Source organism: Rhodoferax sp., assembly GCF_028688795.1.
GTDB lineage: Bacteria > Pseudomonadota > Gammaproteobacteria > Burkholderiales > Burkholderiaceae_C > Rhodoferax.
Map to the genome: position 1 here is coordinate 69,635 of NZ_JAQTXM010000004.1, position 21,620 is coordinate 91,254.

Annotated in this window: 17 protein-coding genes; 15 read left to right on the forward strand and 2 right to left on the reverse strand. The window is 48.4% G+C overall.

All coding sequences use genetic code 11. The annotated features are described in order from the left end of the window. Nucleotides 1-41: 41 nt before the first annotated feature. The gene (locus tag PHQ58_RS04455) at nt 42-2,987 is read right to left on the reverse strand and encodes a hypothetical protein (protein ID WP_300107529.1); all 2,946 of its coding nucleotides are present in this window, start codon (nt 2,985-2,987) and stop codon (nt 42-44) included. A gap of 14 nt (nt 2,988-3,001) precedes the next feature. Continuing rightward, the gene (locus PHQ58_RS04460; RefSeq protein ID WP_300107532.1) at nt 3,002-4,048 is read right to left on the reverse strand and encodes a hypothetical protein; all 1,047 of its coding nucleotides are present in this window, start codon (nt 4,046-4,048) and stop codon (nt 3,002-3,004) included. Nucleotides 4,049-4,078: 30 nt separating this feature from the next. On the opposite strand from PHQ58_RS04460, the gene PHQ58_RS04465 reads away from it, so the two are divergent. The 15 genes from PHQ58_RS04465 (at nt 4,079) to PHQ58_RS04535 (ending at nt 21,620) form a co-directional block, all read left to right on the forward strand. Further along, entirely contained in the window at nt 4,079-5,209 is a 1,131-nt protein-coding gene (locus PHQ58_RS04465) for a hypothetical protein (protein ID WP_300107535.1), read from the forward strand. 20 nt (nt 5,210-5,229) lie between these two features. Further along, nucleotides 5,230-6,132: a hypothetical protein gene (locus PHQ58_RS04470; protein WP_300107538.1), complete on the forward strand. Its 903-nt coding sequence runs from the start codon at nt 5,230-5,232 to the stop codon at nt 6,130-6,132. Then, on the forward strand, nt 6,125-6,745 hold the full coding sequence (locus PHQ58_RS04475) for a hypothetical protein (RefSeq protein WP_300107541.1): 621 nt from the start codon (nt 6,125-6,127) through the stop codon (nt 6,743-6,745). Before PHQ58_RS04470 ends, PHQ58_RS04475 begins: the two co-directional genes overlap by 8 nt. Nucleotides 6,746-6,823: 78 nt before the next feature. Beyond that, nucleotides 6,824-8,419, forward strand: coding sequence for a hypothetical protein (locus PHQ58_RS04480; protein ID WP_300107544.1), 1,596 nt, complete (start codon nt 6,824-6,826; stop codon nt 8,417-8,419). 179 nt (nt 8,420-8,598) lie between these two features. Then, complete coding sequence (locus tag PHQ58_RS04485; RefSeq protein WP_300107547.1) at nt 8,599-9,936, forward strand: hypothetical protein; 1,338 nt, start codon at nt 8,599-8,601, stop codon at nt 9,934-9,936. A gap of 121 nt (nt 9,937-10,057) precedes the next feature. Next, nucleotides 10,058-11,368, forward strand: coding sequence for a hypothetical protein (locus PHQ58_RS04490; RefSeq protein WP_300107549.1), 1,311 nt, complete (start codon nt 10,058-10,060; stop codon nt 11,366-11,368). A gap of 9 nt (nt 11,369-11,377) precedes the next feature. Then, a complete protein-coding gene (locus tag PHQ58_RS04495; RefSeq protein WP_300107551.1) occupies nt 11,378-12,556 on the forward strand; it encodes a hypothetical protein in 1,179 nt (392 codons plus the stop codon). 140 nt (nt 12,557-12,696) lie between these two features. Further along, the gene (locus PHQ58_RS04500) at nt 12,697-14,391 is read left to right on the forward strand and encodes a hypothetical protein (protein WP_300107553.1); all 1,695 of its coding nucleotides are present in this window, start codon (nt 12,697-12,699) and stop codon (nt 14,389-14,391) included. A 9-nt stretch (nt 14,392-14,400) separates the two neighbouring features. Then, nucleotides 14,401-15,783, forward strand: a complete 1,383-nt coding sequence (locus tag PHQ58_RS04505) for a hypothetical protein (protein WP_300107556.1) — start codon at nt 14,401-14,403, stop codon at nt 15,781-15,783. Nucleotides 15,784-15,785: 2 nt separating this feature from the next. Then, nucleotides 15,786-16,400, forward strand: a complete 615-nt coding sequence (locus PHQ58_RS04510) for a hypothetical protein (RefSeq protein ID WP_300107559.1) — start codon at nt 15,786-15,788, stop codon at nt 16,398-16,400. Then, a complete protein-coding gene (locus PHQ58_RS04515; RefSeq protein ID WP_300107562.1) occupies nt 16,391-17,740 on the forward strand; it encodes a hypothetical protein in 1,350 nt (449 codons plus the stop codon). The genes PHQ58_RS04510 and PHQ58_RS04515 overlap by 10 nt, the downstream gene beginning before the upstream one ends. Before the next feature lie 59 nt (nt 17,741-17,799). Continuing rightward, on the forward strand, nt 17,800-18,420 hold the full coding sequence (locus tag PHQ58_RS04520; protein ID WP_300107565.1) for a hypothetical protein: 621 nt from the start codon (nt 17,800-17,802) through the stop codon (nt 18,418-18,420). Between the two features lie 114 nt (nt 18,421-18,534). After that, nucleotides 18,535-19,059, forward strand: coding sequence for a hypothetical protein (locus PHQ58_RS04525; protein WP_300107568.1), 525 nt, complete (start codon nt 18,535-18,537; stop codon nt 19,057-19,059). A 21-nt stretch (nt 19,060-19,080) separates the two neighbouring features. Continuing rightward, a complete protein-coding gene (locus tag PHQ58_RS04530) occupies nt 19,081-19,617 on the forward strand; it encodes a hypothetical protein (RefSeq protein WP_300107571.1) in 537 nt (178 codons plus the stop codon). 23 nt (nt 19,618-19,640) lie between these two features. Then, nucleotides 19,641-21,620 (forward strand): hypothetical protein, encoded by a 1,980-nt coding sequence (locus PHQ58_RS04535; RefSeq protein ID WP_300107574.1) that lies wholly within the window; start codon nt 19,641-19,643, stop codon nt 21,618-21,620.

The window sequence follows — 21,620 nt, forward strand, 5'->3', positions numbered from 1 at the left end:
GCATAAAGGGAGGGTAAGCCCTCCCTTTATGCTGTACCTTTTTACTTCACTGCATTGCCGTGACGCAAGAACGTCACTTCCACATCTTCTTCGACGATCATTCGTCCGTCTTGTTGAGGTGTGAGTCGTTTCTTGATCGACAAGCGATTGGAGTTATCCAGCACTGTGATGGCATTATAATCCGCCACCCAGCCTACGGGCTCCAGTTTAACGTCGATCACGTCGCTGCTGTAGCGGTTTCTCAGCGCGTACTCAATGGCAGAGACTGCCACTGTGCTGGATTTAAGTGATTCATCCAAAGTACGGATAGTGGCTTTCTTCAATGCATCCAGCAGCTCTGGATTCATGTAGGTTTTATCAGGCACGCTCAGCGTAACCTTAAACGCTTGGCTGGCGTCGATGGTGCTCTCAATCCCGTCAGTCGCAAGAATGCGGATGTTTCCTTTTGTCACACGAGGATAAAAGTAAACCTTGGTCTGATCCAACAGACGCTGACTCAATGTTTCCAAGTCTTTTGTCAGCCAACCTACGAGCGATTGCGCAAAGTAGCTTCTGTAATCAGAGGCCGCCTTGTCGTTAGCAAAACGATATGCGCTCTCAATGGTGAACACGTCCACCAAATGCAGAATAGAAGTTTGCTTGCCGGCTTGCATTACCGGGAGTCCGCTGTTGTCCAATACTGTTTCACCTTTAAGGTACCTGTACCTCTGGACCCCTTTTGCATCAAGAACAGGATCACCGGCACGGTGAAGGTACTTGTAGACCAGTTTACCAGTTGCGTCGACTGTGAAAGCAGTGCCTGTCACTGGGTCGATATCAAAGACATCGTTTTCATACACCAGCGGGACGTCCTCTTCGTACTTCTGGTAAGATGCAGAACCTGGGACACTTTTACCCTGTGCCCACAAAGTCTTAAGCGAATGTCCAAACTCAACGCGCAAGCTCTCCAGACTGATGCCGGCTAAGATGCTGCCATTGACAGTGTAGTCTTCCAACAGATCAATACTGAGTGCTTCATCAATGCTGGTGTACTCTGCTTGCGTTCCTTGCGGCAATACACAACCCAGAACAATCTTAAAGTCTTGCAACAAGTCGCACCGTGTAACCACAGACGACCGGCTCACTGTAAACGAAGACTGGTCCAATGTGTCATCTGCATCCAGAGCAAAATCTGTTTGCATGGTAAACACAAACACACGTTCACCGTCACTGTTTAAGTACGTTGTGTCGTTATTCAAGTAAGCAGGAGCCGCTTGCTTGCTGGATGAATAGAAAAGCTGAGCAAAGACATGCTTGTCCTCCAAGGCCTTATAAGCATCGTTAGCGCGAGTGCTGATAATGAGTTTGTAATAGCCGTCAAATTTCTCAATGGTACTGGTGGTGTCCACAGAGACTTGTAACTGCGTGCTGACGTTGTCTTTTATAAACGTCTTAGAGACAATCTGAGGTGCCTCTAAATAGTACGGCCTGACTTCAAAAATATCAGACGTCGTATCAAGGACGTAGTAAAACGGAGAGAAGCTGTAATTGATCTTGTTCACCTCGGTGCACAGCAGGGCTGGGCTCATAGATGCCAGGCTGTCATAAGCCGATTTAGAAACCAGTTTTGTCACCCCGTTCTTTGTCACGTACAGCGCACCCGAAGTCAACGTCACCGCAGACCCGTTATCCACCACACCGTGTGCTAAGCGACACTCGTCAAACGACAGCAACACCGTGGACATACCCGAAGCAGCAGGTGTGATCAAAGACAAATCAACAGGCGTGGGTAAGGGTTTTGTGGCCAGGAAGATGCGGTTCGTAATGGTGTCAACGTTCTTTACAATTTCATACCCCATATCCTCAACACTGCTTTGCAGCTGGATGTTTGTGATAGGCAACTGTTGAGGACCGATGTTGTTGTCAATCACGCGTTGGCGTAGCACATCAATTGACAAACTGTCCCGACCACCTGAAACAGTAGCTGTCGAATACACGGCCATTGTGCTCAAGTTAATGATTGGGGCTGTGTACTGCGTCGAATCAGCTGCGTCAATCGCTTTCCATTCCGTGGAGAAGTTATCCAGCTGGTAGCCCGACAGCATCAAGACAACAGGGCCCTTTGTGTAATAGATGTCTGTGCGGAGTTTTCCGCGCACCTTCCCAGATGTAACATACACGGAAGGGATAGTAACACTAACTTTCCCTTCATACACTTGGAGCACAGCAGTAGGTGTACGAGGGTCGTAAATCTGCTGGGTATGTGTGGTCTGTATTTCTTTCCAGGAGTTATCGCTCTGTTGAATGTACACCCTGGCGTGGTAGAACTTATCAGGATGGGAGACAGTGGTAACAAATCCCGACGCAGCATTGACATCGTTGTATTTGGTAACAATGTCAAACTGGTTAACTTCTACGTTGAACTTAATGAAGGTGACACCGTCGTAAGCCGTAAGTTCCTCAAACTCAATCAGGTTGGTAGTGAGCTCTTGCAGTGGGGACGATACCGTGGTGTCGTAGACAACTTGTAAACCGCCATGGTCCAATTGCCGAATGTCAACCGGGTATTGAAGACTGAACGAAGTTTCTGCAACACGGAACACCGTGTTCCTAGGAATCGTAATCTTCTTTATCTTTGCAATCGGGTCCAACACCATGGCATTGATGACTTCGTCTTTTCGAAACATCATCGTCCAGAAGGTACTGGCTGGTGCCGCAAATCGTCCGATGTAATCCTTGTCAGACATGTGTAGATACAGGTCTTCTTGTGACAGTGCAGAGGCAGGGTACTGGCGACGCGTCAGTGCTTCCATGTACTGCATGAAGGCAGCGGTGTTGGTGGCAGTGGTTTCCAGCGCAAACACAAACGGGTTGGTGGCGTCCACAATTTCTACTGTGCCGTCGGTAGTGGCGCGAAGAACCTCCAAGGATACGCGTTGCATCTGAGCTGGATTGAAGCGATACTTTTCGATATTGCCAAGAATACTGGATACGGTAACTGATGCCATGTCTTTTCCTTTGATTAGCTGGATAGTGCGCCCATATGGGCTTGGAACGCGATCATGGAGATTTGGAACACTTCACGTGAAACGTACCACTCCAACTCGTACGTATTGGGATTTATTCTGGGATACCCTCGGTTGTTGAAGACACTCAGTGCCTCTACGGGTATTTTCTGCATATTAGAAGCATACATGCTTTCACGCATGTTGGGATTGAATATCCCTACGGCTGCATTGAACTCATGCATGATGATGTCATCTTGGTAACATGCACCCATACACCGAAACCGAATGGCAATACGGTCGTTGTTAGCGTTCAGCGGTGTTTCTGAATCGTAATCGAATGCCGAGCCCATAGGAACGTCATAAGGAAACGCAGCGCCCGTGCAGCCAATCTTCTGAACATACCGCTTGTTCTTATCCAGCACGAGTCGATAAATTCGTGTGTTGTAATCAATCTCGTTTTTAACCATGAAGTCCGGGTAAGGGACCATGATGCCTTTGAAAACAGAAGCCGCGTAAGAAATCCATGTATGAAATAAAGATCGAATGGGATCACCAACCATATTGCGGAAGGTCGCCGTAATATCGTATGCTGAGTAGATGTCTAGGGAGCTGTCCACCATGCTGAATGTTTCTTTGTAAGCGCCGGGCTCACTGGAATAATAATCCAGAACGGGGTCTGGCCATCCGGTGCATGACAGTAAGTGGTTTGTCAGCAATGGCATAAATGCGTTTTCGTGATCCACAAATGGGCACGAATAAGCAAAGTCCGAGATGTTCAATCGCGGATCAAGGTAGCACCGAATAATGCGCTGTATGCTGGCAGCTTCGCTAGTCAGCAGTGGAATGAAACTTCTCTCTGCGCGCACGTTCGATGAGGACAAATTCAGCTGTGGGCGCGTAAAAAAGGTCAGGCCGTAGACATCTCGATTAATTGGTACGGGGCTGGGCGTCTGCCGATGGTTAATGCCATAGAACACCGAACCAATCGAACTGTTGGCATCTCCCAACGAAGTGGTCTTATACACTTCGTTGAGTGTCGTGTTAATTTTGTTTTCATTCATCTTTTTCTCTTTTCTTAAGGAATAATAACCATGACCCCTATTGCTACTGGTGCCGCTGTGTCTGGGGCGCTGAGCGTGGCTGCTCAGACATTCGGCGCTTTAGAAGTCGCCACAAAGAAATACCAAAAAGGCAACAAGTACCTCAACAACGTCTCGCTGATTGATGTCACGCAAGTCGCGCGCGTAGAGCCGATTGCACTGATTGATGTGGATTGCATGAACTTAGAGTACGTCAATGACGTGGTCGAGACCATGCATACACTATTCAGCGGTTACTACCTGCAAGCCATCAACCTGCTGGGCAATGTGGGTGGCGTGAGCGTTGCAAAGCGTTTGGCGCCTCTGAATCCCAATCGCGGCATCGGGTTTGAGTCGTATGACGATTGGCGCCTGGACATGCAAGCGTATGCACACAAGCTGCCTACGTCTCATAACAAACCTGCGCTAGAGAGCAAAGGAGCACCTGTTGTTGACCGCAGCATGAATGCGACCGACAAAGAGGTCGTCTCGCTCAATGAAGTCTCGAACCTGTGCGTGGGCAAACTGTTCAATGTGGTGATCCGTAACGACGACCAATCGGTCACGGTCCCTGTAGCAATTCGCCTGATGGTTTCCAACCTACCTACAAACACGCTTGTCAATATGTTGACCTTCAAGGACAACTTTGACATGGACATGAAGGAGCGCTACCACGCTTGGCGTGCTGGGCGTTTGAGCTTCATCAAAGACTTGATCCTTTGCCGTGATCTGATTGAGAAGCACCGCAACGCCATCATCAACGACAAGTCTGGCGTGTACGCAGAAATGCTCAAGCGCGAAAACAACAACATGAAGTCAGGGCTGCTTAACAACAACCCGTCGTTGGCTACTGCCTCTAACCTGGTCATCATTTCTTCGGAAACACTGGCCGACATAGAGCATAAGATCAACGGAAAGTTTTCAAACTTCAAAGTGCGTCAAGCAGTGTTTGAGAACACCAACCTGATGATCATGGCCGTGGTCGACAAGGACTGGGGTATGACCACGTTCTATTTCCGTGGCATGACGGAAACTACCCAGGTCTCTGTTCGTGGCCTGCGCAGCTCGAAGAAGGGCGGTGGTTCTTCTGAAGTGCTGGACGTCATGAAAGCTTTCATCTCCGGTAGCAACCCCAGCCTGTAACAATAAACAAAGCAGTTATCATGAACATCCTCCATTACCTTAAAGGTCTCCTGCCGTCTTTCAAGAAAGACAAGATTGTTGAAAGCTGCGAGATCATCGGCAACAGCATCCGTGAACACACCTTGCCTGCTTATGTGTCGGCAGAGGCCCTCTTCGAGGGTCGCAAATACAACTCTCAAGAAGCTAAAGATTTTGCAACCGTATACGACAAGAAGGTCGGTCGCGTGCACGGCAAGAACATGATGGGCTCTATCCGTGAAGGTTTGGAGAACACACTCGTTCTGTTGCAGAAGATTTCCTCTGATGCGAATCACCTATTCTCCGAAACAGAGACCAACCTGAGCATCACCTACGGCAAAGCTACTTGCCTTCGTTTGATTGATGCCGCAGACTACGTCAATGAATTCAGTCGCAAACTGCTGAATTACATGTTTGTCTTGGAGACCGCCAGTGCGGACGAGCACGTCAGTGTGAAAGACTGCATTTCCGATGCAGAAATCAAGATGCTCAACGATGGCTTCTTTGACTTCTGCCTGTGTATGCAAGTGCTCAAGCGTGACGTCAAAGACATTGAGAAGGTCATCAAAGACATTCCTGATGCGATCATCACGCCGATGACCGAAAAGACATTGCCTGCTACGATTGGCCGTGACAAGATCGACCCCTTCCTTCTGACGAACTTGTCGGTGAAGATCAATCCGATTTACAAAATCGGCATGATGGTGGCAGAGCGCCAGGCGAACAAATACAAGTGCGCCAAGGCTGAACTGGAACTGCTGCAGCTGCGCAAACTCAATCTGGAAAAGCTCTACGAAAAGACCCATGACGCCAAGCTCCAAAAAGAGATTGAATACATGGAAAACCGCGTGACCAGCCTGAACTACGCTGTTGCCAAAATGGAGAAGGAGTACAACAATGAATAATAATGAGCAACTCATTAACGGACTGAAGGTTTACCCTTCTGGTTTTCTAGGCAGTCCTAATGTTCCGCAAACCAAGCCTATCGACATTGTCACCACTGCCAGCCGGTTACTGAGTAAAGGCTTTACACCTCAACACAGCAACTATCTGGCTAACGCAGAGGTGTGTGACATCTGGGTAGACGTGATCTCTGGAGATCCCGACTATAATACGTTTGCTTTCAAGCAACGTATTTTACAGTGTGCTCTGGCTTCCTTTGGTACTGAGCGCATCATGGACTGGATCAATGCGCAGCAGATCAATCCTAAGGCGGGTGACAACCATTACCGTTGGATTGATGAAACGATTCTCTATGTCTTTGAAGGCAAGAATCGAGAGATGTCTAGCAATAACTGGACCACGCTCTTGAGTGCCGGTGGCGTGGGCACGAACCGCAGCATACAAAGTCGGATCATCAAACACTATCTGTTAGGTGAACCGGACAAAAACATTTGGCGCCATGCGCCATATCGCGGTGACATGACCGTGCGTGAATTCATCCTAGCGTGGGTGCGCGCTAAAGGCGGTATGGAAGATTTAACCACATCGCTCAATGTCCTGTTTGGCAAACGCTAACTAAAGACCATAATAGGGGTTAGTCCCCTATTATGCCGCCTATTAAATGAAACCCTTAAACTTACTAAAGGAAGAAACATGAGTCGCTTTTCAATTGCACGTTTTGCCATGGAATCCGAGGACGCTCCGGATGAAAACCTGGACACTGATCAGACGATCACTGAAGACGAAAATGGTAATCCTCCAGAAGACAACTCTGGTGATACTGAGACCGATCCTGCCGAAGATGATGAAGTTGATCCTGCTGACGAACCTATTATCTTCCCCGAGGTCGGTAATCTGAATGTGGATAAAGTCGCCGAAGTTCTGGATGAGGAAAGCACCCGCAAAGACGTAACCGATGAAGCGATTGAAGAAGCAGGTGTGTTGACTGCTGCTGTTGAAGCGATGGCAGAACAAATGCACAGCAACGGTACGTTGTCTGTCGCCATGCTCAACCTTGCCAACGCCGTCTATTCGGGTGCAAAGAATCGACTGGGTGCTCCTGAGGAAACTTATAAGAGCTTCGGTCTGGAGAGCTTTGAGAAAAACTACAAGTTGTCTCCTACCGTCAAGAACCGCAGCCGCGTAGCACTGGAAGGTCTTGGCAGCATGATTAACTCAGTCTGGCAAGCTGTGGTTAAGGCCATTCAACGCGCAATCGATTGGGTGCGTAATCTCTTCTCCGGTTTCTTTAAGGCGGCAGGGCGGTCGAAGAAAACCACGCAAGATACCATGAGTGCGATTCTGAAGATTCGCAACACTCCCAGGTATGAAGACTACTTAAAGAAAACTTCGATCGACAAGACCGCCTACGTCACATTGACACCTGACAAACACAAGTATTTGACCATTGACGGCAAAGACCCTTCTGAGGTCAAGACGACATACACCGACATGAAGTCCCAGCGAGCGGTGTACGATGGGGCACCGAATGATTACTTAGGCGCATTTGAGCACCTTGCAGGTTTGGCAAAAACGCATGAGAACTACCCCAAGGTGTTCAGCAAGCAATTTACAGATGACGTGACTGCTATCTGTAAAGACCTGAGCGATAACAAAGACTTGGATCAGCGTCCTTCGTTTTGCGACTTGGGTCAGCTGTTTCAAAAGGGGTATTTAGTTGTCCCAACGGGTCAGACCTATCTTGGTAAAACACCTGCTGCGCAAGACATGGTCTATCTGGTCAACCAAAACTATCTAGGCGATCTGCACATCTTCAATTACGTGTGTCCGTTTGATTTAACCAACTACGCACAGACAATCCACTACTTGACTGAGTGGAAGTTTGAAGTCAACGTCAAGGCTGATTCGGTATCCACAGGCGCCATGCCTTACATGGACACTGAATACATGAAGGCGTGCAACCAGAAAGTCATTGAGATCAACAACATCCTTGACAAGTACGAGCTGACACTGGACGTGATGACGGACTTCCAAGCACGATTAAAGAAACTGGCTGAGCAGATGGTGATTGACTCTACAGAATTCTTAAAGGAAACCACCACGAACGGTACATCGCAAAAGGGCCGTGCTCAGATTTATCTGGATCTCTCCAAGATGGTCAACAACGTGGTAAGCAACATCAACACCGGAATGGTAAAGACCGCAACCCACCTTGGACAAGTCTGCGCTGCATGGAACAGCTACCTGAAAGAGGTATTGATTAAAGAGCAAAAGATTGTAGCGCAATAAAGAAGTGCTCTAAAATACCACCTATTTTCTGACAATAGCAATAGGGCTTCGCTTAATTGAAATATCTATTGTGTGTGAAAGTGGCAGAAACTGCACTTACCACCTTTGCGGGAGAGAAGGTAGCCCGTGAATTCTCAAAAAGCTTTTTGACAATTTTCTTTTTTTACTGGAGTAAGAATATGCGTAAAGGTATCATGGCTTTCGAAAGCATGGATGGCGAAGTCGACGGCGGCGCTGACGTTGCAGAATTTGCCGAATCGGCTGAATCCGACATCATCGAGATGGACGAAGCCAACAACAACATCCAAGGTCTGGATGATGGCATGGATGAAGCAGAAGAAACTGCTGACACTCTGGACAAGATGGGCGAGTCGCTGGGCGAAGCTGCTGAAGACGGCGGCATCTCTGAGCCGGCCGCCGAAGCCGTGCGCGTCGCGGTGGAACACCTCTGCGCCCGCATCGGCATGCCTGCAGGCACCCGCGTCATGCCTTCGATGGAAAGCTTTGGTGACCGCTCCTCGCGCGTCGCTGCGACCATGGAAGCCATGGATGGCATCAAGGCTCGCGCCAAGAGCATCTGGGAAGCCATCGTCAAGGTGTTCAACCAAGCCATCGACTGGGTCAAGGATTTCTTCCGCAAGCTGACTGACGGTTCGCTCAAGCTGAAGAAGCGTGCTGAGAAAATCATTACTGAAACGGGTAAACTAGGCAGCAAGACGATCAAGGCAGATGCAAAGATTGCTGCCGGAGGATTTGGTAAACAGCTGGTTGTTGGTGACAAAATTCCCGAAGGTTCCGACTTTGTTTCCAAGGTCGGAGAATATTCGAAAACCCAAAAAGAACTGAATACCAAAATTAAAGGTATGTCAGACAACGGCAAAAACGCCGTTAAGGACATCATGTCCGCAGTCGAAAGCGGCGATGCGCTGAAAGAAAAAATTGGTAAAGCTGCAAAAACCATGCTAGGTATGTGGACTGGTAAAAACAGCAGCAATACCGAACTTCAAATTGACGGCATGCAGCTGGGTGAATACGCCCTTATTTTCGGCAACAAATCCTTCTATAGTCGCGTTCCTATGCACATGGAAACCCAAAAAGAGGATGCGGCTTTTGAGGAAATGATCAAAAATACAAAGTTCACCGTGGCTAACAGCGCAGGTGAAAAAGAAGCCAAGGAACTTGCTAAAGAAATCACTGCTCTTCAAAAAGAAGAAATCAAGTCGGTAGCTACTGCCATTAAGGCAAACATGGAGCTTTATAAGGACTACAATAAAGAGATTAAGGCTCTTGAAGAGTCTCGCGACTCTGTTCGCAAGGGTATGGATCGCGTTAAAAACGCATTCAGTGAGTCAGACCGGACAGCAGCTCGGATTGCTAAAATTTACGTCTCGGCATTGACAGCTGGCGCTTCTTCGCTGCGCAGCTACGACATCAAGACCTGCAAAGCTGCGCTGGACTATTGCACCGCTTCGCTGAAGTCGGCTGGCGCTCCGGAAGCCAAGAAGGAAGGCAAGTAAGCATACCTACTTCTGAGTGATCCTCAGAAGTAAGTAGCTGATTGTTAAGCATAAATACCCTCGGCACAACCGAGGGTATTTATGCTGTGTGTAAAATTCCCCTATGACAGAAAGTAAAAACATGTCTTACAAACCCAATCGTCGCGGCATCCTTGCATTAGAAGATAACCTTCCGGAAGAGTTTCCTGTCACTTCTGACATCAGTCTGAACGAAGTCCAGGACCTGAACTACTTGGCACAAGCCCAAGACGTCATGGTGGATTACTCCATCAAGAATGAGATCACAGATGACCGCATCGATGCAGTCGATGCGCTGAGCGACATCCATGAAGCCATGGCGGGTGCCGAAGAAGTCGGCGGCTTGAATGAGCATGAAGCACAGATCATCAACGTGGCTGTAGAGCATTTCTGTAGGCTGGGTTTTGTGAGTGCTCCAGTTCGTGTGTCGCTTGAACAGTACAGCGGCACTGCCAGCCGCAAGCAAGCCCTGCGTGCCTCTATGGAAGGTATCTCGGATGCCATCAAGTCCATGATCAAAAAGATCGTTGACTGGATCAAGCGCATCTTTACCAGCACTAAGGACTCCGTGGTCGCCATGGCCACTGGGGCTGACAAATTGGTCAAGTCGGCGCGGCGCGTGGCTGATGACGCCAAGGCTGTGGCAGACAAAACGATTCCGCCCAACAACAAAGTGATGAAGGACTACAAGCTGGCAGCCTTCTTCAGCAAGAGTTCGGCTGTCATTCCTGCTGATCAGCTTCTGAATTTGTACGCGGACTACTGCGAGTTTGCTAATCAAAAGTTCAAGAACAAGTTCATCAAGCAGCTGGGTGCCAACACCTACAATGCTTCTGAAGCTGCACGAAAAGGTGTCACTGAAGAAGTTGTGGCTGCTAAGGCTTCTGAAATTCTGACCAATCTCAAGAAAGAAGCCCTGGACGAATTCGTTGCTAACAGCGAAGCCAGTGATGAAAACAAGGAAGGGCTGCGCTATGATCTGCCGTTCGGTCAACGGCACATCTCTGCTGTCTTTAACAAAGATGGCGAAAGGTACACGGGTTTTGTTGTCAAAGTGGGCGAAGACCCTAAGCTGCCCAAAGACATTGCCGAAAAAGGCGTCACTACTCTGACGCACAAGCAAATCGTGGACCTGACGAAGGCTGTTGAAAAGCAGCTGTTGTTCGGTATCTACAAGGATTACAAAATCTCCATTGATGACCTGGAGAAAATGCAGAAGGCAGTTAACAAAGCCTGCGAAGACATTTCTCGCCAGCAAGAGAAAGAAGAGCATTCCGTCACATTCTCGGTCAACTTCCTCAAAGACCTGATGGCTTCGGCAGTGGCAATGACCAGTGCGGTCTACCAGTACGACATCAGCGTGAGTCGCGCGCTGCTGGAATACTGCGACAAATCCATTCGCCAACACGTTTAAGGAAACACCATGAAGTTTTTTCAATACACTTACGCCGCTGAAGCCGCAGAAGAAGACTCTCCAGTTGATGAACTGGCCGACAGCCTGGGCGAAGAAGTGTCTGCAGGCCAAGAGTCCAGCGAGTTAGAGGGTAACATTGCTGAAGCAGACAGCATCCATGAAACGCTTGAAGAAATGTCTGAGCACCTTGACGGTGCTGTTGAAGCCGACGGCATGTCTCCCTCAGAAGCAGCCGTCTTGGAACCCGCCATCGAGCACTTTCGAAAGCGTTTGGGATACACCAATACTGGTGTGTTCCCTTCCATGGAATCCTTTGGTGGCAAGGTCAGCAAAAAGGAAGGCGCCAAACTGGTCGTGAATCTGAATCGCAAAACCATGCGCGATATCCAGAAAGCACGAGGTGTGGCTCAAGAAGGGTTGTTTGACAACATCAAGTACCGACTGGGCCTGTGGTTCAGCAATCGTAAAAAGATTGCAGAGCGCCTGGACAAGGTCAGTGCTGCTTACGACAACAATGGCGCCAAGGAAGAGAAATTAAAGAAGCCACCCTTCTCTAAATTCTTTAACCGCTCGGGACTGACCCATGTTCGCTCTGGCGACGTGTACAAGATTGCACAATCGTACTTGGAACTTGTCGACAACAAAGAGCTGGTCAAACTGGTGATTCAGTCCACTGAGGCGCTTGAAGACCTGGTAGCTGCTGTTCAAAAACCCACCATCACTGTGGAAGAAGAGCGCCTGAAGGAAATCAATGACCTGAGTGCGAACGTGAGCCAACTGCGGCGTGCGATTGACAAAAAGTCAGATGGCATGGGTCCTGACATGACGCGAAATGTCGACTACGACCCGTTGCAACCTGGTGACAAGAGCAAGCTGGTTACGTTGATCAAACAAGGCCTGACGAACGACCAGATTGAAAAGGCCATGGACCAGTTTTATCAAGCGGCTTACGAAGCACACGAGCTGTCTCGCTCTAAGCTGGCTGAGCTACTTAGCTTCTTTGGAGGCGCTGGTATGATTGCAGGTGCTGTGATTCAGAACAAGCACAATAACAAAGCTGAAGTGCGTGCTGCAAAGCAAGGCATCGATGCCGGTGTTAAGATTTACTACCATGTGATGCATCTTCTTTCTGTAAAGAACGAAGTGTGTTATGGTTCAGTGGCGTACATTGCTGCGTCGACCAAGTAGACTGTACTAAAATAAGAATGGTCCAGTAAACATAAAAGCCCTAGGAAGTACCTAGGGCTTTTATGCTGCTTGGTCATCCTGTGTCTAGAAATTCAATAAGGAAACACGCTGTGCCAAATCTAACTGTGCCCCTTAACGACGTGCAGTACAGCGTCGAGCGGCCTGTCATTTACGACATCGTCAGACAACTGCTTGACATCACTCAAATCTCGCATAAAACACCGATCATGTTTTATGGTGATGAGAACAAAGCAGCGCAAAAGAACTCTTCATTGGCGAGGGATGGATTGACTGAGAACTACTGGCCATTTAACGAGAAGGTGTATATTGAAGTCGATGAAGACTATGAAAAAGACCGGATTCTTTCTACGGCTGTAAGGAAGCCAGAAAACCTCTTTATCTTCAAAGACGAAGCACTTGGTGTGGCTATAAAGCCAGTGTACTCCTCGTCGGATGTGAGCATCCAATTCAAATACCGAGCCAGTGACAAGAACCAAGCCACCCGCTGGAGAAATGAAATGCGCACGCGCGTCTCCATGATGCGCGATATCAATTTACATGAATTGACTTACCACTACCATCTGCCTGAGCTATTTGTAGTTATTATCAGAGAGATCCATCGCTTACGAGAGAGTAACGCAGGCTACGGGGAAAGCTTTGAGGAATACTTTACCAAATATCTCACCATCAATGCATCACTGATTAACAACTTTGCTGGAAATGGTGAACTGTGGGCTATCTCTGAGCGACAGATTCGGGTACAAGGGTACTTTGATTTTGATGATGTTCCTGATAAGCCAGAAAAAGAAGGCGATCACGACAACTGGACCGTATCTGTAAATTACCGGTTTAGGTACGACAAGCCCATCGAATGCCACATGACGTATCCGTTCATGGTTCATCAGCAAGAATTGGATTCTCGCTTTTGGTCTACGGAGCAAGCATACACGTTGGAACAACAAAACAAAGTCTACACGCTCTCGTCGGGTCACTTCAGCCAGTTTGAGAGCGATGAGATTAACAAGACTTATGCGTCTAATAAAGGTGTGGCTATTCCGGCATATGACGAATTTGCACCTGCTGCGATATTGCCCAGCACCTTAAGGGTGTTCACTGCATTGACTAGTCTGGACCCCAGCAATCCGTTATTTCTATTTAACCTGAGCGAGTTAGGCGATGTTCAGCTAGATCCTGAGGTCTTGTCGTTCATTAAGAATTCCGAATATCCTTACCTGGGTACTGATTACGAATCCATTATTTGTTTATGTCTTTACGAAGGCAAGTACGCCAAGAAGAGCGGCTCTTTGTACGTGGACAGAAACCTGAACGTGTTTTCTACAACTGCGATGGACATGCGCAAAGAATACCGCGTAAGGATGTCCATGGTAGCAGATTTCCTTTATCTGGACAAAGACGCCATTGTGCGACTGGGGCAATATCCTGACGCGGCCATCAAGATACTGGCGGCTATCAACAGCGGTTTAGTGAATTGTGGGGGACAAAAAGATTTGATGAAGAGTCGCTTGTCATGGAAAGATATAAGTCGTTTGAAGCTATTAGGAGACTTTAACTTTTTACATCTGAGTGACAGCGAGTTGGATAAACTCACTGCTTTTTTAATTGCCCAAGCAGCTAACACGGGCATGACGGCCTGGTTAAATCCACTGGCTGAAGGGAATGTGGCTAAATTGAACGACACTCGATCAGTGCCATTGTCAACCTTGTCGCGAGAACAACAAATGCACTGGATTCGCCATTTGGTGAAGATAAGTGTTTCAGGCAGTGTGCCGCGTTTAAACCAAGCCCTATACGTAATCACCGCTCATCAGGAATAAGGAATTATCATGCCGATTGTCAATACAAGAAAATCACTTGCTAGCATCACCGTGCCGGCAACCAGTACGCCTACCCCTGAACAACCAATTCAAATCAGTCACCCGCAATACAGCGGCGTGTCGGTTGATCAGCGCTGGACAGCAAAAGCAGACCTGCTGACTCACGTAGAGGGCAGTTCTTGGGTAGTCGATTACTATTCCCAAGTTCTGGGAGTCGACTCACCGCTATCAGGCCAGCAACTCAGTGTGAGTTCTGCTTACCAGTCTTACAAAAAGATTAAAGACTTCGAGCTCAAGGTGAGCTCCGCTCTGTCGACATCGCAAGACGATGAGAGCAAAGAAATGACAGTGAGTGGTAGCGCTATTGTTTACCATGCTGTCATTCCGAATGAAGGCGACATGTTCATCGCTGACATCGGAGAAGGTAAGACCGGCTTGTTCAGAGTAACGTCCACAGTTAAGAAGAGTATTTTCAAAACTGCCTGTTACGAAATTAATTACTCGCTGGACACCGATCAGCAAGAAAAGAAAAACGACTTAGAAAACAAAGTCGTTGACACGCTGCACTTTAACAAAGACTATATCACATTAGGCAAAGACCCACTCATCCTGACCAGCGACCACAATGCGCTGCTCAGCTTAAAGCGGGCTTACGAGGTGATGTCACACCAGTATTTTAAGAAGTTTCTCAGTCATGAATACAAAACACTGATCCTGCCTAATCAAGGCGGCAAGAGCATTTACGATCCGTACCTGACACGATTCTTGCTGGACACGGTGGATAATTGGGAATGCCAAGACGCCAGATTGGTACGGCAGTTATCGGTGGATGACGATCCTCTGATGAAGGGAAGCTCCTTGTGGACCGCGTTGTTAAAACGCGAATCACAATACCTGGAGACCAGCTTTACCAGTGCAGGATTGGTCAGCGCAAGAACATTCTCTACCAACCCGCGCTTTAATGGAATTCGCTACACAGGTGTCGGTTATGTGGTTTATCCAACCGACGCAGTGGTCAATGTGGATGGTGAGCTGTACACCAACACCAAGCCCCTCAGTGAGCTGCGTATAGCCGCTTCAGCGCCAAAACAGGGCCAACTTAATGCCATGGTGCGTGCTGTCAACTTACACGCGCCACAGGGCCAATGGAGCGATATACGGGCCGTAACGTACGACGAGCACTACGTACTGAGCCAAGCGTTCTATGAGAAGAATGAGGAGCAGTCTTATCTTGAATCTGTGGTCTGGCGGTTTATTGACGGCCAAGCGATTGAAGCACAGGTTCTCATCGATGCTACCAAAGCACTGAACAACTGGGGTGCGTTGGAGCAATTCTATTACACACCAATCATCATGTTAATGACAAAGAGTCTGATAATGGAAGGCAGGTAAAGATGACGCAACAAATTTACAGAAGAGACGATCAGCCGCTAGATCCTATCACTGCAACGGGTAAGCCCATTTGGGAAGCGTTGTTTATGGCCTCTGTGCCATTTAAAGATACCATGTCCGATGATTATGTTCGGTTATTTGGAATGCCCACAGTGGGTGATCCTGTGATTGACAGGGATATGCACAACCAGCCCATCTACACGTACATGACCATTAACAAAATGGTCGAATACTTCAGAGCGGGCATTAACGTCAAAGTGCAAAAGCACTCTGACACGAAAAGAATCTATGACATCATCTCCAGATACATCAACTGTTGGAAAGAGCAACTGGAGCATGGGATCAACATTGGCGGTGCGCCGATAGATGATTTAATTCTATTGGACCGCTTTGCAAGTGTGGTGTTTGAGCACGCTGTGCAGCACTTGACAATGGAATACTTAAACTCCGACGCCATACGCGACCTGACAGGAAACGGCACCTGGATGAACCGTGGTTCATTTGTTAAGGCGCCTGTCGCGTTGGATGAGGAACCTGCCGAATACCAAAAGCACCAAAGTCTGGCCCAGCTATTCAGTGAACGCATCATCAGCTCCGGAGGTTCTAGATGGAAATAATCGATTCACCGCTAAAGAACGAGATTGATTGGATCACTTCAAATGGACCCACAGGAACGAACTACAGCTGGGAAGCTGTAGTGCACTACGGTGAAGACCAGTTGCTGATTCCGCTTAAGGTGGTCTCCGTCAACAACAAGCGCGATTACTCACAAAGCTTTACTGACGAGATGACAGTAACACTGTTGATTCCTTTGGGTAAGTATGCACGCCAAATCTACCCCAATCGAACCAAGTTACAAATTACACTGACTAAGATTCCGTTGGGTGAATTAGCAGATGAAGAAGATACCAGCAACGCACACAGCAGCGAGCGGTATACTGCGATTCTGATTGACCAAGGACCTGCAATCGCAGAGGGTCAAGGTACTGAGTCGAATGACGAATTTGTCTTGGACTTAACTGACTTGCTGGATGTGCACTTTCAGTTACTCAACAAAGCACTTGAGCAGGTGCGCTTGATTGGAGTGGGTGGTACGTTTCGCAAAGTTAAGGTCGGTGACCTCTTAGAAACTGCACTGACCAACGAGTCTCAGAAAGCGGACGTGGATGAACAACGCGCCATTGTTGGCGTAGATATTTCACCTGTCTCCAATAAAGACATTAAAGAGCAGATAGTCGTCACGCACGGCATTAAGCTGGTTGATTTACCCGACTACCTGCAAAAAAAGATAGGGGTTTACAACGCAGGGATGGGGTCTTATGTCCAAAACAAATTTTGGCATTTGTTTCCTTTGTACGATGTCTCTCGATACAACGACAGTGATTACACGTTGACCTTGATTGTGCTGCCTAAGAGGAAGTATAGCAACATTGAACGAACCTATTTAAGCGAAGGCACAGCCACTACGGTGCTGGTCACTGGTCAAACTTTGATGAAAGACGACAGCGGGTCGCAGTACATGAACCAGGGCAATGGTGCGCGGCTCACCAGTGCGTCTAGCTTGATCGAGGGCAGCTCAGTGACCAAAGACAATAAAACTAAATACGGAAGAGCAAACAACAACAGTGAGTTCATTACTGACCAGATGTCCAGTGGAAATAACCACGTCCCAATACCTCCCCAGCGAATCTCGGACAACCCATTTACTGTGTTCTCAAACCTGAACGCACGAAATGGCGGTATGTTCCGGGGTGTCTGGCAGAACTCAGACCCTTCGATACTGCTGCCTGGCATGGCAACAAGGATACTCTACGCCGACAATGACGACATCAAAGAAGCATTCGGCGTATTGCACAGTGCTAACACCATCAGCCACCACCACGGTGACTTTCACAACCGGCGCTTTCAAAATCAAACAATCCTCGAAGTGTTTTATCGTTTCGATGTAAATAAATAATTTTTACAAAGAGACTATACTTTGTGACGCCACATTGTCGTTACATCAAAGGAACAAACATGCATTACAAAACCAACCGCCAAAACCACGATTTCCAAATTGCGTACTTCCTCGCCGGAAGCTGCCACACACCCGACGGTGCTTATGCGCTCATGTGCGATCTTTACGAAGATCGTGACAATGCTATCCGTTCGTTCGAAGCCTCCAAGCTGCGCGAGCAAGCCAAGATCGTTCGCGCACATCGACTGATCAACAGCCCTGATGAAGCTGAGCAGCTCGAAGGCAAAGCTGACCTGGTTGAAATCGAAGCCATGAAGGAAACCGTGCAGCGCAACCTGGACGCGGCCATCGCAGAGCGCGCCACGATCAAGAAGTGCATGGATCGCCTGGAGCCGCTGCGCAAGTATGCACACCTATCGCTGCCTGAAGCACACCAAGCCGCTCAGCAAGAAGAGTGGAAACTGGAGCTGATGAAGCGGGCTGAAAACTACCTGCTGTCCCAGAACGGCATTCCTGCTGATCACTTCGCCACCATGCGCCTGCATCCTGATTTCAAGGATGCCATCCTCCCTAAGATCAACAGCCTGGTCGATCTACTGGCTTCCGGCAACCGCGCAGGCATGATTGAGCTAATGCTCCCCGATGCTGAATTCAGCGTACCCAAACTGATGGCTAGCTAAAAATAGCCCACTGCTAATACCCGGTATTGCATTGCGCAATACTGGGTATTATGCCGTGATAAAAATAATAAAGTATGCTATGCCGATAAGATTTAACATTTATTTGAGGTACCTATGGCTACGAATCCTGTCAAAAGAAACTACGACAAGCCTACCAAAGAACTTGCACTGGAGCAAATTGCCCTGGCTACCAAATACCGAATACCGTCTAACAAGATTATGTTCGGTAAGCCAAAAGAAATGGACATTGTTCCAGGTGATGCAAACGACGAAAACACCTTCGTTTCTGCCCGTGTAGCAGACGGCTATCCTGCTGATGAAAACAGGACAGTTAACTTTTTTTATCATCGGGAAGACATCAGCGTACTGTATCCTGCCGATCCATTACCGATAGAACCTGCCGCGTATCCATTTAATCTGTACGATGTATTACCTCAAATCAACGTGCTTTTAGGGGCACAGTTGGGCAAGGACGACGTTATAAACGACACGTTCTATAACGACAATATCACGTTACGCGCTGCTGCGTCATCGCTAATGTGGATTGGTAGCAAGACGTTCAATATTGGTAATGTAGAAAAGAAACTGCTTCTTGACAACAATACCACTATAGGGTTCCTCCAGTACGTAAATCCTTAACGATTGTATAGGACCATCACAATGAGCATGCTTGCACCTTACGCTGGAACAAGTTTAGAGCGCCTCATAGCGCTAATGAACTCCGTCAATAAGACCAACTACCAAGTTGGTATACATTTCAACTTCGGTAAAATGTATGACGTGTTTCCTGCTGACAAATACAACACCCGAATCCGGATCATTCCGATCGATACTGCAACCTATTCGGAGCAGTATTTCTTCTATCGGCGCTTACCCATCAGCGTATTGGAAAAACTTCCGCCAGGATTTATCACCCCGGTGGAGTTGAATATTTTTCCATTTAGCATCCACCAGCTTTTACCCAACATCAATTTGGCGCTGGGTATTAACCTGACACCAGATGAAGTGTATGACGATGCCTTCACGGATCTTCGTGCAGCTTATCCACTGAGGATAAAGCCGAATGCGTCAATGGCGTGGACGGCCTCTACTTATTTCTTTGGCGTGACGCAATTGAGAGGCAGGTTCCGTGCACTTGAAGACGGTAGCCTTCGCATGACTGAGTCAGGTACAGTCCGTGGTTTAGAAACGTATTAATTTCAACAAGAAGGAAAAGTAAAATGGCAACGACTAGCAATGAAGGAAAAATCAGCAGCATGCCTGTAGCCGGTGCGCTACAAGGTAATGAGCTGATCGAGATTGTACAAGGCGGTATCAACAAGCGCACCACGCTTGCTGATCTTGACAAAGCAAACAAAACCGCATACGAGATCGCAGTAGTCAATGGTTTTGTGGGTACTGTGACGCAATGGCTGACTTCTCTGAAAGGTGATAAGGGCGATGTTGGCCTTGCTGGTGCAAAGGGTGATACCGGTGCGCAGGGTCCTCAAGGGGTTGCGGGTATTCAGGGTATTGACGGTAAAGATGGCATTCAAGGTGTTGATGGCAAGACCGCTTACCAATCGGCACTGGATGGTGGGTTTGTAGGCACCGAAGCAGAATTCAACGTCGCTCTGGCTGCGCCTAAAGGGATTAATGGCGGTGTGTTCATCACTGATGTGTTGCCTCAGGTCGTTACTGACAACACCGGCGATAAGGTCAAGTCCGCCGATGGTTATAGCCTGAAAGGTTGCTCCAGTACATCACTGAAAGTGAAGGTGATGGTATTGGCACTGACTGGTCACTCCAACTACAAGCCGGTGATCAGTGTCAATGGCGTCAATGCCACGATGACCATCAAGGGAGAAGGGCCCGTGTGGACGGGAGAAGCGCTGATTACGCTGGCTGCGCCAGTCAACGGTATGTCCATTATTACTGCCACACACGAAGACAATGCCGAGGCGCAATGCAGTGTGACGCTTGAAGCCATTCCTGTGGTGCAGAGTGCGATCTTTACGTCGACTTACCCCGGCGCTCAAACTGAGCTGAAAGCTGGTGACAAGATGAACATCACTGTCACGTCCGACGTGGATGTGGTGGGGTACGAAGTTGCTGATTTTGGCGCCTTCGTTGCATCTTCTGGGTCGTTTGCGGCTGGCAAAATACAAGCCATTTCCAACTTGGTGATCGCAGACCGTGGAACCACCACTTCGTCGCAAGCATTTAAGGTTCGCGTAAAGAAAGCCAACGGTTCGTGGAGTACCTGGTTTGACACAACGACTGCAGGCAGCGTAGAACTGAAGAACGTTGTCAAGCTCAACAACACGCAGCCCGACATCCAGTTTGGCACAATCACGTATCCTGCCAACCAATCCGCCATCAAGACAGGTGAGAGCGTCACAGTTAACCACACTGTAACTAACTACGATACCATCGCATATGCGTCCACAGAGCTGACTATTGCGAGTCCTGCGACTTATTCACCAGCCAAGGCAGCCACGTACCTGGCAGGCACTTACAACGTCAGTACGCAGAACTTCACTGTCACTGCCACTCGCGCAGCCAACGGTGCTGTAAAGACCGCCGGAGTGGTGGTATACATTGCAAACGTGGCTCCGGTTATCACGCTTTCTTTACCCGCAGCGCGTTTACGCTCCGGTGGAAATAACGGCACCGCTGTTCAAAAACACACAATCACGCTCACGTCTACTCAGGCTCTGAAAGAACAGCCCACGCTCAATCCGCCAGAAGGTACTTGGGCAGATGCAGCGTGGACGCCTAACGCAGCCAAGACCATTTGGACGCGTGGACTTAACATCCACGACAACAATGCAAAGGGCACATTCACCTTCAATAGCCTGCAAACCACCTCGTTATCTGGAGTTGCGCAAACCACCTTCGGCGGCAGCGCAGACTACGTCCTGGGTGGCTTCGTGTTCCGCACACTGACCGTCCCTGCATTCCCCAATCGCGAAGTCGCAATTGGCACATACGTTGCAGATGTTGCCAAACTTCGCTGTACCAACCTGGGTAAGGGTGCAAGCGGTAGCTTGAACTTCACTTACCAGGCAGCTGTCGGTGATGTGACCAACAAGTACACCATCGCCTCGCCTACTGGTGTTGCGAACAACAAGGGTAACTTGTGGTACAACTGCGACGCCGCCAACGCATCGTCTAACACCGCCGGCACGATGAAGATCGAGCTGGAAGAAGCCGTTTAA